This window comes from Rhodococcus sp. NPDC054953 (genome assembly GCF_053609225.1).
On the sequence record NZ_JBSGXD010000003.1, the window covers coordinates 149,260 to 161,372 of the forward strand.

Below are 12,113 nucleotides of genomic sequence, written 5' to 3' on the forward strand. Positions count from 1 at the left end.
CCATGGATCCCGCGCGGCGCGCATCCTGTGAACTCCCCCAGGGCCGGAAGGCAGCAAGGGTCAATGGGCTCTGCCGGGTGCGCGGGGTCCCCTTTATTTTGAGCTCCGCTCCCGTCACCCCGGTGTGAAAGGTCTTTCCCGGATGCCTACCCAAACCCAAATTGGGTTGATGAGCCACGAGGAACTCCGTTCCGAGCACGAGCGGCAGTCCGAGAAGTATCAGCAGCTCAAGGCGGAGAAGCTGGTCCTCGACCTCACCCGTGGCAAGCCGGCACCCGAGCAGCTCGACCTGTCCGAGGCGCTGCTGGCGCTGCCCGGTGAGGGCGACCACCGTGACGGCAGCGGCACCGACGTCCGCAACTACGGCGGACTCGCCGGTCTGCCGGAACTGCGCGCGATCTTCGCTGAGCTGCTGAACATTCCGGCTTCGAACCTGCTCGCCGGAAACAACGCCAGCCTCGAGGTCATGCACGACCTGATCGTGTTCTCCCTGCTGCACGGCAATGCGGATTCGCCGCGGCCGTGGACGCGGGAACCGGCGATCAAGTTCCTGTGCCCGGCACCCGGCTACGACCGGCATTTCGCGATCACCGAGTCGTTTGGCATCGAGATGATCCCGGTTCCGATCCGGCCCGACGGACCCGATGTCGCCGCGATCGCGCACCTGGTTGCCGACGACCCGCAGATCAAGGGCATGTGGATCGTGCCGACGTACTCGAACCCGACCGGTGCGGTGTACTCCGAGGAGGTCGTGCGGGCGCTGACGTCGATGCCCGCCGCCGCCCCCGACTTCCGGTTGTTCTGGGACAACGCCTACGCCGTGCACCCGCTGACCGAGGAGTTCGCTCCCGCTCACGACGTGCTTGGACTGGCCGCCGAGGCGGGCAACCCGAACCGGCCCTACGTGTTCGCCTCGACCTCGAAGATCACCTTCGCGGGCGCGGGCGTCAGCTTCTTCGGCAGCTCCGATGCGAACCTCGCCTGGTATCAGAAGCATGTTGGCAAGAAGAGTATCGGCCCGGACAAGGTCAACCAGCTCCGCCACCTGCGGTTCTTCGGTGACGCCGACGGCGTGCGGGCGCACATGGCCAAGCACCGCGAGATCCTCGCACCGAAGTTCGCGGCCGTCCTGAGGATCCTCGAGGATCGGCTCGGACCGACGAAGATCGCGTCCTGGACCGAACCGCGGGGCGGCTACTTCATCAGTCTGGACGTGGTCCCTGGCACCGCGAAGCGGGTCATCGCGTTAGCGAAGGACGCAGGCATCGCGCTGACCGCCGCCGGGTCGGCGTTCCCGTACGCCACCGATCCCGACGACACGAACATCCGTCTTGCCCCGAGCTTCCCGTCGATGACGGATCTCGAGACCGCGATGGACGGCGTCGCGACCTGTGTCCTGCTTGCCGCAACCGAGAAGGCCATCGCCGACGCCTGACGCGTCGGCTGGCCGAACGCCCGGCTGGGTGGCGGAAGCGTCCCGTGCCCGGCGACGGCATTGGTGTCAGAATCGAGCAATGGCTCTCACCCTGCACCTGGCCGGAGACCCCGCCGCCGACGCACTGCTCGCTGCCGACCCGCTCGCGCTGCTGATCGGCATGTTGCTCGATCAGCAGATCCCGATGGAGGTCGCGTTCACCGGCCCCCACAAGCTCGACGAACGCCTCGGCGGGCTGGACGTGCACACGATCGCGGAGATGGACGAGGAGGCCTTCCTCGCGATCTGCGCGACTCCGCCTGCGGTGCACCGCTTCCCGGGTTCGATGGGCAAGCGGATCCAGGACCTGTGCCGGTACCTCGTCGAGCACTGGGACGGGGAAGCGACGGCGATCTGGTCCGAGGGCGACCCCGACGGCAGGGAGATCCTCAAGCGCCTCAAGGCTCTCCCCGGCTACGGTGACCAGAAGGCCCGAATCTTCCTCGCCCTGCTCGGCAAGCAGATCGGTCTTCAGGCCACCGGCTGGCGGTCGGCCGCGGGTGCGTACGGCGAGGAGGGGTCGCGCCGGTCGATCGCGGATGTCGTCGACGACACCACCCTCGCCGAGGTGCGCGAGTTTAAGAAGGCGGCGAAAGCCGCAGCCAAATCAGCGAAGGCGTGACCGTTCCCGCGCGTGCCGTCGAGGACGTCGCAGGCGGCGCGCGCGGGAGTCGGCTTACTCGAAGTGCGACTTGGCGATCTGGCCGTGTACGCCGACGGTGCGGTCGACGACCTGGGAGACGGTGAAGTCCGCCGCCGCCGACAGGTACGCGTAGGCGGTGGCGCGGTCCATGCCCTTGTCGTGTTCGAGGAAGTCGAGGGCGTTGACCACCGCACGCCGCATGGCCGCGTCCAGGTCGCTGTTCTGCCCGCCGACGGACCCGTCGGGGTCAGATAGCCCGATCGGAATCCAGGACTCGTCGGTTTCGCCGAACGGGTGCGAGTAGGCAACCGACGGCGCGTCACCGGATCCCTTCTTGCACACGGTGAGCCGGAAGGTGCCGCGCAGCGACCCTTCCATCGCGGTCAGTGCGGCCTCGCCGTCGCCCATGCTCATGTGCGGGTCGCCGACATAGAACAGGGCGCCCTCGGCGAACACCGGCAGGTACAGCGTTGAGCCCTGCCCGAGCAGTCGGATATCGATGTTGCCGCCGCCAAGCGTGGGTGGGATCGAATTTGCGCTCGCTGCCGTCGGATCGGCGTCGGTGGAGAAGGCGACACCCATCATTCCCATGAAGGGGCGCAACGGGAATCGGACCTTCCCTGCGCCGAACGGCATGACGCCCTTACCGTCTTCGATCGCGGTGAAGGTGGAGACGGTGCCGTACCGCATCGGGTCCCTGGTTGATCGTCCGTCGGTGGCGATCGGCGGCATCACCTCGTCGAGACCGATGCCCGCAGGGGCGGAACCGTCGGCGGTGATGGCGAGCGATCCCTTGCCGTGTCGACTCGACACCACGCCGTAGGGCACCCGGGGAACCGCCTCGAGGGTCTCGATCTTGAGTACGTCGCCCGGTTGGGCGCCCTCGACGAAGACCGGTCCGGTCACGACGTGCGGGCCGTCCTTGTCGAAATTGCGCGTGGTGCGGTTGTATTCGGACGCGATGGCGACGGCGTCGTCGAGGATGTCGGACCGGTCGACGCCCCTGCTTCCGAAGTACTCGACCGGATCCCGGCCCTGGTCCTCGAGGATCCCCTCATGGGAGACCGCGTCGATCGTGACGGTACGACCGGACGCCATGCGCAGTGCTGGCGTGCTGTGCACGGTGGGCACGTACCCCCACAGCACCTGATCGGGGACCGAGCCGAGGTAGTGATCGCCGGAAACGGTTCCGGTCCCGGGCTGCAGAATCTCAAGGGCGCCCGCAGGGAGGCTGGAGGATGATCCCTGCGCGGTGGCGTGGGAGCAGCCGGTCACCCCTGCGACGCCGATCCCGGCACCGACCGCAACCATCGCCCGCATGAAGCCGCGTCGGCCGAGGCCGCGGTCCAGCACTTCCGCTGCACGAGAACCGAATTGATCCACTAGTGGTACCTCCTGGTGTCGGGTAGAAGCGAGCACCAGGAAATTAGCGTTCCTCTGTATCGCGGACGTTTCGCCGGTATGTCCGATGGATTCGGATTGTGGGATCGGGGGTCGAGGCTTCCGTACCTGCCCTCTGCACAGACCTTTTCGTGCGTGTACAGAGGAATTGTGCGTCGAAAGGGTCTGTGCACACTCGAAAATCTATGTGCGTGACATGAATTGGTCCGCCACTGGAAGACCGCCCGTTCGATCAGCCGCGGGTGGGGCCGACGTCGTCCAGGTCCGGGTCCTCACGATCGGGGCGGTCGTCCCGTCCGGCGACCATGCCCGGATGGCTACCGAAGATCCCGGACCCCAGTCCTCCCGGGCCGCCGTGCGCGAGGACCGCGTGCTCGTACGCGGATTCGGCATGCAACGCCAGGTCGATGCCGCTGGTCTCCTGCTCGGCGGTGACGCGGAAGCCGACGACCCGGTCGATCACCTTCCCGATCGCGTAGGTGACACCGAACGCGTACAGCCCGACCACCGCGACCGCGAGCGCCTGCTTGCCGAGCTGCCCGAGGCCACCGCCGTAGAGGAGTCCCTCCGGGCCGTGCGTCATCACCTGCGCGGCCAGGAGGCCGATCGCCAGGGTGCCGACGATGCCGCCGACCAGGTGCACTCCGACCACGTCGAGCGAGTCGTCGTAGCCGAACCGGAACTTCCAGCCGACCGCGAACGAGCAGACGACGCCGGCGAGGGTGCCGACCACCGCGGCGCCAAGGATGGTCACCCACCCGCAGGACGGGGTGATCGCGACGAGGCCGGCGACGACGCCGGACGCCGCGCCGAACGTGGTCGGGTGGCCGTCCCGCCGCTGCTCGACGATCATCCAGCCGAGCATGCCGGTGCAGCCCGCAACCAGGGTGTTGACGAAGACGGCGGCGGCGGTGCCGTTCGCGCCGAGCGCGGACCCGGCGTTGAACCCGAACCAGCCGAACCACAGCAGGCCGACACCGAGCAGCACGAGGGGGAGGTTGTGGGGGCGCATCGGTTCGCTCCGGAACCCGATCCGTTGCCCGAGCACCAGCGCCAGCGCGAGTCCCGACGCACCGGAAACGATCTCGACGACCAGTCCGCCCGCGTAGTCGAGCGCCCCGAGTGCCGCGATCCAGCCGTCCGGTCCCCACACCCAGTGCGCGACGGGCACGTAGACGAGCAGCGCCCACACCGGCACAAACAGCATCCACGACGAGAACTTCGCGCGGTCCGCGATCGCACCGCTGATCAGGGCGGCGGTGAGGATCGCGAACGTCAGCTGAAAGGTCGCGAACAGCAGTTCGGGAACGGTGCCGTGCAGGGTGTCGGGTGAGATCCCGGCCATCCCGATGTGTTCGAGCCCGCCGAGCAGTCCGCCGCCGATGTCGTCGCCGAAGACCAGGCTGTATCCGACCACCAGCCACACGACCGTGACCAGTGCGATCGCGACGAAACTCATCATGATCATGTTGAGCACGCCCTTGGACCGCACCATGCCGCCGTAGAAGAGGGCGAGACCCGGGGTCATCAGCAGCACCAGCGCGGTGCTCACCAGCAGCCAGGCGGTATCGCCAGCGTCGATCGTCTGCACGTCAGCCTCCTCTGCGTGCGGTCGGCTCGCACGCCGCAGCCGACAATCCGCTGCCGGGGTTTCGCATGCACTGCCGCGGCGTTGCGAGTGTGTTTCGCCTTCCTCACACCCCCGCTGCCGTGGTGAGTCGATCCCGCGCGGCCGACGACCCGCGGCGCGGGCGCCAATGGGCCGGATGTCGGACCCCGCCGGTACCCTCACGGCGTGGCCCTCTACCGGAAATATCGACCGGCGACCTTCGCGGAGGTGGTCGGGCAGGAGCATGTCACCGAGCCGCTGAGCACTGCCCTTGACGCGGGACGCATCAACCACGCGTACCTGTTCTCCGGACCGCGCGGCTGCGGCAAGACCTCCTCCGCCCGCATCCTCGCCCGGTCGCTCAACTGCGTGCAGGGGCCGACGTCGACGCCGTGCGGGACGTGCCATTCGTGTGTCGCGCTCGGCCCCGGCGGCGCAGGCAACCTCGACGTCATCGAACTGGACGCAGCGAGTCACGGCGGCGTCGACGACACCCGCGAACTTCGGGACCGCGCCTTCTATGCGCCTGCCGAGTCGCGGTACCGCATCTTCATCGTCGACGAGGCGCACATGGTCACGACGCAGGGCTTCAACGCCCTGCTCAAGATCGTCGAGGAGCCGCCGGAGCACCTGATCTTCGTGTTCGCAACCACCGAACCGGAGAAGGTGCTGGCGACGATCCGGTCGCGCACCCACCACTATCCGTTCCGGCTGCTTGCCCCGAACACCATGCGCGGGCTGCTGGAGAAGATCTGTGAGCAGGAGCAGGTTGCGGTGGCGGACGCCGTGTATCCGCTGGTGATCCGCGCCGGGGGCGGTTCGCCTCGGGACTCGCTCAGCGTGCTCGATCAGCTGCTGGCCGGCGCAGGAGATGAGGGCGTCACCTATGCCCGGGCGTTGGCGCTGCTGGGGGTCACCGACGTCGCCCTGATCGATGAGGCGGTCGACGCGCTCGCGGCCGGGGATGGGGCAGCGCTGTTCGGCACCGTCGACAAGGTGATGGACGCCGGGCACGATCCACGGCGGTTCGCGGTCGACCTGCTCGAGCGGATCCGCGACCTGATCCTGATGCGTGCGGTGCCCGCCGCGGGTGAGCGTGGACTGGTCGACGCTCCAGGGGACGTGCTCGACCGGATGCGGGAGGAGTCGGAGCGACTCGGCCCCGCGACGTTGGCGAGGTACGCGGATCTGCTGCACGCCGGTCTCGGGGAGATGCGGGGGGCGACGGCGCCGCGACTGCTGCTCGAGGTGATCTGCGCCCGGATGCTGCTGCCGTCCGCGTCCGACGCGGAGTCGGCGGTCCTGCAGCGGCTCGAACGACTGGAAGCGGGTGGGGGCGCGGTGCAGGCGTCGGCTCCGGCGCAGACCCGGCAGGCGGACGAGGCGGCGCCGCGGTTCCAGCGGCCGTCCCAGCGTCGGCAGGCGGAGCCGGATCCCGCACCGACGGCCCCCCCGGCCCGCGAGACCGCCAGCGACGAGGCCGCGGAACGCGTTGCGGCGGCCGCCGCCCGTGCGCAGGCCGAGGCTCGGGCCCAGGTGGCGGCTGCGGAACTGGAGGCAGCGGCCCTGGCGAAGGCCGCGACCGAGGTCGCGGCCGCAGCGACGGCCGCGGCCGACCGCGCCCGGGCCGCCGCCGCGGCACTGTCCTCGTCGGGCCCGGCCCCCTCCGCCGTGGGATCGGCGCAGCCCCGGTCCACCGGCCCGACGCCGCCGGCGGTACGCCCCGGGTCCGAGGAAACCGGCACGGTGCCCACGGTTCCGGTCGCCGCGGAGTCCGTGCCGACGAATGCCATGCCGACGAATGCCATGCCGACGGACGCCGTGCCGACGGACGCCGTGCCGTCGGACACCACGACCTCGGGACATGCTCCCGCGGAGCCCCCGCCGCCGCTTCCCGTGCAGCCGGAGCTCGTGCCGTCCGAAACCCCGTCGTCCGAAACCTCGCCGCCCGAATCCTTGCTGCCGGAGCCCGCGTCGGCCCCCGAGCCGGAACCGGCACCGGCGGTCGCCACTGCGGCGCCGGACGCCGACGACATCGCCCAGCCGGTGGTGCATTCCGGGGACACCCACGCCACCGCCGACCTGGCCGATCCGGAAGCGGCAGCCCTGCAGACGCCGCCTGCCGAATCGGAGCCGGAGAGGGCCGAGTCGGCGTCGACCGGGGGAACCGCGGACCTAGCCACCGTCGCCGCACGGTGGTCGGAGGTGCGCAGCAAGGTGCGCGATCAGAGCAGGCCCGTCGAGGCGATGCTGTCCGGCGCCACCGTTCAGGCCGTCGAGAACGGCACTGTGGTGCTTGCCCACGCCTACGCACCGGTCGCCAAGCGTCTGATCGAATCGCGCAACGCCGACATCATCCGACAGGCGATGCGCGAGGTGTTCGGTGGGGATTGGGCCGTCGACCTTCACGTCGGTGCACCCGATCACGACGCCCCGAGCAGGCCCGCGGCGCCGCGGGCCCAGCCGAAGGCGGAGGGCACCCCGCGGTTCTCGCGGCCGAGCCAGTCCGGGTCCGCGCCGCAGGAGGCACGCCCCCGGCTCGAACCGGCGGCACAGTCCCCGGTCGACGACATCCCGCCGCCCGAGGAACCCGACTACCCGGACGATCCGGGGCCGCCGCCGGACGTCGACCCCCCGTCCCCGCAGTCGGTGACGGCGGAGGACGAGGAAGAGATGATGGCGGAGGCCGCGGAACCGGCCGATCCGTCGGTACGCCGTGATCCGCAGGAGGTGGCGATCGAGCTGCTGTCGGACATGCTCGGCGCGAAGCCGCTCGACGGGTAGGCCCTGCCCGCGACGATCCCGGCGCCCCGCCTCGATGTCGAGACGAGACGGGTCAGGCCGATGCCCTCCGCTGCGACGCGAGGTTGGCGCGGGCGAAATCGACGCTGAGCGCGACGAGGTCGCGGCTCTCCCGCAGGATCGTGCCCAGCACCGGGAAGGCGTGGATCTGCCCGCTCCACAGGTGCGTTTCGACCGGGCGCCCGGCCTGTTCGAGCCGGGTGGTCAGCAGTTCGACGTCGGGGCGCATCAGTTCGTACTCCGCGCAGGAGAGGAACACCGGCGGCAGCAGCGCCGGGTCGGCGTCGACGGGGGAATCCACACCGACGATGGCGTCGGGCCCGCCGAGCCAGCGGTCCTTGAGCTTCGCCACCTGGCTCATCGGCAGATACGCGTCCTTGCGCATGAACCGGGGGTCGTGCCGCTCAAGGTGCACACTCAGCAGCGGGGAGTAGCCGATCACCGCCGCCGGACGCGGCAACCCCTGCAGCGCGGCGAGCTCGGCGACCTTCATCGCGAGGTAGCCGCCCGCGGAGTCGCCTGCGACGATCACCCTCGTCGGGTCCGGGCAGGACTCCAGCACCGCCCGGTACGCGGCCATCGCGTCGGAGATGGAGGTGCCGACCCCGCCGCCCGGCAACTGCCGGTACTCCACCGAGATCACCGGCACCCCGGCGCGGGCGGACAGCAGCGCGCACAGACTGCGATGGGTGCCGCGGCCGCAGAACACGAACCCGCCGCCATGCAGGTACATGATCGTGCCGTCGGTGAGCGCATCGGTCGCCGCGGCACCGTGCACGACCCGTTCGCAGGGCACGCCGCCGAGGGTCACGTCGGTCACCTCGGTGTGCGGCGGCGCGGGCAGGCCGTCCACGAAGGTCTCCAGCCGCGCCAGCATCCGGATGCCCGCGTCGGTCGTGGGCCACGCCGTGAACAGCGGCTTCATGACGACCTTCGCGAATCCCGAGATCAGTCGCGCGCGGGCGCTGACGTCCCAATGCCAGACGGTGTTCTCGCCGGTACGCATGGGCGACCCCCTACCTGTATGTGACCGTGTGTCACGCACACGATAGGGCGCCCGGGCCGGGTCCGTCGGGTAACCGCCGGAGTCAGCCCCGCAGCACCTGGGACGGCGAGGTGCCGTACCTGCCGCGGTAGGCCGCCGCGAACCGTCCGGGGTGGGTGAACCCCCACTGCCGCGCGATGTCGGTGACCGTGCGGCTCGGTTCGGCGGCCACGAGCTCCTCGTGCGCCCGTTCCAGGCGGATGTCGAGCAGGCACTCGGAGGGGCTGCGGCCGACGTGGCGGCGGAACCCTTCTTGCAGTCGACGGACCCCGACCCCCGCGCATTCGGCCATGTCGCCCGCCGTCCACGCCCGCCCCGGGTCGGCCTGCAGGGCGTCGAGCACCCGTTTGACGATGCGGGGCCGTGGGGCCGGGGCAGGCGCCGCCGGTGTCGCGGCGAGGATCAGCGCCGACGTGACCGCGCCTGCGAGATGCTCGGCGACCAGCGGATTGCTCAGCACCCCCGGATCGTCCGACAGCTGCCGCGCGAGCGAGGTGACCAGGCGCAGCCAGCTCGCGCCCTCCGGCGTTGTGAGGTCGATCTGCAGAGGCAGCCGCCGTTCCGTCTCGAGTACCCGCAGCATTTCGCGGTCGAGATGGGCGCGGTCGATGCCGACACCCAGAATCCGGCAGGCCCGGTTCCATCCCGTGATGTGGGTGTCGGTGTCGGGTGGGCAGACGGTCGCCCACCCGACCGGGGAGGTCACCTCCACGCCCGCGGTGACCGACGTCAGGTGACCCGAGATCGGGATGTTGACGGCGTAGCCGCCGGGATGGGCGGACTCGACCGTGACGTCGGCGCCCCAGCCGATACCGGCCAGTCGGATCGGACCTAGCTCCGCGGTGTGGACCACGGCCCCCGCGGTGCTCTCGCGGGACAACCGGGTCAGCGTGTGCGGGAAGTACGCGTCCGCGACGAGCCGCGATGCCGCGCCCCAGTCCGTGGGGACGACGCGGGGTGTGACCACCGGTGACCTCCCGTCCGATGGCCATCCCGGCGGGGAGCGGCCGTCATTCCGTTGACCGACAGTCTCCTTCGGGGGGACCGCCGTCGTTCCATTCCACCACCGACCCGCGGCACGCACCCGCGAACCGGACGAACCCGACCGCCCGAATCGGCTGCGCAATGTGTCCAGTGGCCGCGCGCGGCGGATCGCGGCCGCGGTCGTCATGCCGTAACGTCGGGGAACACTCGGCCCGGGTTCGATGGGCGATGCCACGACGAGGGAGGGCGTGACATGCCGTTGCACCGACTCGAGTCCTCGGGCCCGAATGGCGACGAGTCACCGAGTCGGGCGAGGCTGACGCTGGTCCCCGCGCCGGAGCCGCCCGCCCGGCGGGTGGGCACGCTGCGCATGCTCGGCGTGGTCCGAGGCCATGCCGGTGAGCCGATCCACGGTGCGCGGCTGGAGTGGTGGCATCCCGCCGACGACACCCAGCTCGACACCGGTCGGACGGGCCAACCGAACGGCTCCGCTGCCACCTGTGAGCGTGGCGGCTTCGACCTGGTCGCCGGTGACGCGGACGAGCACCTGCGGGTGGTCGTGCGGGCCGAGGGCTACGCACCCCTCGATGTCCGCCTCGTCCCGCTGCCCGGGCTGCCGCCGATCTCGCCGCCCATCTCGCGGTCCGGGCGGGCTCCGCTGGCCGTGCGCCCGGGCGCTGCCGGGCGGGTCGAGTGCTGGTGCGAGTTCACCCTCACCTCCCAGGGGCTGCGCTCCATCTGACGGTCGCGGCGATCGCAATGGTCATGGACCTCGCTCGCTTCGGTCCTGGACCTCTTTTTGGAACACGTTCTACTATGGCGAGCATCGGGGTGTCTGCCTCGGGCCGGGGCACACGGCGCCCGGCACCCGTTGGACCTGCAGAAGACCGCACGCCCGCGGCCGCCGCGCCGCGCACAGGAAGGAACACCGTGACCACAGAGGCATTCATTTATGAAGCCATCCGCACCCCACGCGGCAAGGGAAAGGCCAGCGGCTCGCTGCACTCGGTGAAGCCGATCGACCTGGTCACCGGCCTGGTCGCCGAGCTGCGCACCCGCTTCCCGAACCTGGACGAGAACCGCATCTCCGACATGGTCCTCGGCGTCGTGTCCCCGCTCGGCGACCAGGGCGCCGACATCGCCCGCACCGCAGTGACCGTCGCGGGCCTGCCCGAGACGGTCGGCGGCGTGCAGATCAACCGCTTCTGTGCCTCCGGCCTCGAGGCCGTGAACATGGCCGCGCAGAAGGTGCGGTCCGGCTGGGACGAACTGGTCATCGCCGGCGGCGTCGAGTCGATGTCCCGGGTGAAGATGGGCTCCGACGGCGGCGCCTGGATGCAGGACCCGGCCACCAACTTCGACACCTACCTGGTGCCGCAGGGCATCGGCGCCGACCTGATCGCCACCATGGAGGGCTTCACCCGCGAGGACGTCGACACCTATGCGGCCCGCTCGCAGGACCTTGCGGCGAAGGCGTGGGCGGGCGGCTACTTCGCCAAGTCCGTCGTCCCGGTCAAGGACATCAACGGTGTCACCGTCCTCGACCAGGACGAGCACATGCGTCCCGGCACCACTGTCGAATCGCTCGCCAGCCTGGCTCCGGCGTTTGCCGGCATCGGCGAGATGGGCGGCTTCGACGCGGTTGCGCTGCAGAAGTACCACTGGGTCGAGAAGATCAACCACGTCCACCACGGTGGCAACAGCTCCGGCATCGTCGACGGTGCCGCGCTGGTGCTCGTCGGCTCCGAGCGGGCAGGCAAGGAGATGGGCCTGACCCCGCGGGCCCGCGTCGTCGCGACCGCGACCTCCGGCGCCGACTCCACGATCATGCTCACCGGACCGACCCCGGCAGCGCACAAGGTGCTCGCCCAGGCCGGGCTGACCGTCGACGACATCGACCTGTTCGAGATCAACGAGGCATTCGCCTCGGTCGCGATGAAGTTCCAGAAGGACCTGAAGATCCCGGACGAGAAGCTGAACGTCAACGGCGGCGCGATCGCGATGGGCCACCCGCTCGGCGCGACCGGCGCCATGATCACCGGCACCATGGTCGACGAGCTCGAGCGCCGCGGCGCCAAGCGCGCCCTGGTGACGCTGTGCATCGGCGGCGGCATGGGCGTGGCCACCATCATCGAGCGCGTCTGACGCTCACGAC

Annotated in this window: 9 protein-coding genes and 1 other RNA gene; 6 read left to right on the forward strand and 4 right to left on the reverse strand. The window is 70.2% G+C overall.

Translation table 11 applies throughout. The annotated features are described in order from the left end of the window. Position 1: 1 nt before the first annotated feature. The 3 genes from ffs (at position 2) to ACWF62_RS03720 (ending at position 2,096) form a co-directional block, all read left to right on the forward strand. An RNA gene (ffs, locus tag ACWF62_RS03710) (signal recognition particle sRNA small type) lies at positions 2-96 on the forward strand. A gap of 46 nt (positions 97-142) precedes the next feature. Then, the gene (locus ACWF62_RS03715) at positions 143-1,435 is read left to right on the forward strand and encodes an aminotransferase class I/II-fold pyridoxal phosphate-dependent enzyme (protein ID WP_378507664.1); all 1,293 of its coding nucleotides are present in this window, start codon (positions 143-145) and stop codon (positions 1,433-1,435) included. 79 nt (positions 1,436-1,514) lie between these two features. Then, positions 1,515-2,096: an HhH-GPD-type base excision DNA repair protein gene (locus ACWF62_RS03720; RefSeq protein ID WP_452629437.1), complete on the forward strand. Its 582-nt coding sequence runs from the start codon at positions 1,515-1,517 to the stop codon at positions 2,094-2,096. A 54-nt stretch (positions 2,097-2,150) separates the two neighbouring features. Here the strand turns inward: ACWF62_RS03720 and ACWF62_RS03725 are convergent, their stop codons facing one another. Beyond that, entirely contained in the window at positions 2,151-3,437 is a 1,287-nt protein-coding gene (locus tag ACWF62_RS03725) for an acetamidase/formamidase family protein (protein WP_452629473.1), read from the reverse strand. A 313-nt stretch (positions 3,438-3,750) separates the two neighbouring features. After that, positions 3,751-5,109 carry an ammonium transporter gene (locus ACWF62_RS03730; protein ID WP_378507667.1) on the reverse strand — a complete coding sequence of 453 codons (1,359 nt, stop codon included), beginning with the start codon at positions 5,107-5,109 and terminating at the stop codon, positions 3,751-3,753. A gap of 204 nt (positions 5,110-5,313) precedes the next feature. Here ACWF62_RS03730 and ACWF62_RS03735 point away from each other — a divergent pair, with 204 nt between their 5' ends. Beyond that, positions 5,314-7,911, forward strand: a complete 2,598-nt coding sequence (locus tag ACWF62_RS03735) for a DNA polymerase III subunit gamma and tau (protein WP_452629438.1) — start codon at positions 5,314-5,316, stop codon at positions 7,909-7,911. 52 nt (positions 7,912-7,963) lie between these two features. Here the strand turns inward: ACWF62_RS03735 and ACWF62_RS03740 are convergent, their stop codons facing one another. After that, the gene (locus ACWF62_RS03740) at positions 7,964-8,935 is read right to left on the reverse strand and encodes an alpha/beta hydrolase (RefSeq protein ID WP_378507669.1); all 972 of its coding nucleotides are present in this window, start codon (positions 8,933-8,935) and stop codon (positions 7,964-7,966) included. A gap of 82 nt (positions 8,936-9,017) precedes the next feature. Next, complete coding sequence (locus ACWF62_RS03745; protein ID WP_452629439.1) at positions 9,018-9,941, reverse strand: AraC family transcriptional regulator; 924 nt, start codon at positions 9,939-9,941, stop codon at positions 9,018-9,020. Between the two features lie 270 nt (positions 9,942-10,211). Between ACWF62_RS03745 and ACWF62_RS03750 the strand changes: the two genes are divergently transcribed. Together ACWF62_RS03750 and ACWF62_RS03755 are read left to right on the forward strand one after the other, a co-directional pair. Continuing rightward, positions 10,212-10,700 carry a hypothetical protein gene (locus ACWF62_RS03750; RefSeq protein WP_378507671.1) on the forward strand — a complete coding sequence of 163 codons (489 nt, stop codon included), beginning with the start codon at positions 10,212-10,214 and terminating at the stop codon, positions 10,698-10,700. A 188-nt stretch (positions 10,701-10,888) separates the two neighbouring features. Further along, positions 10,889-12,103, forward strand: a complete 1,215-nt coding sequence (locus ACWF62_RS03755) for an acetyl-CoA C-acetyltransferase (protein WP_452629440.1) — start codon at positions 10,889-10,891, stop codon at positions 12,101-12,103. Positions 12,104-12,113 lie beyond the last annotated feature (10 nt).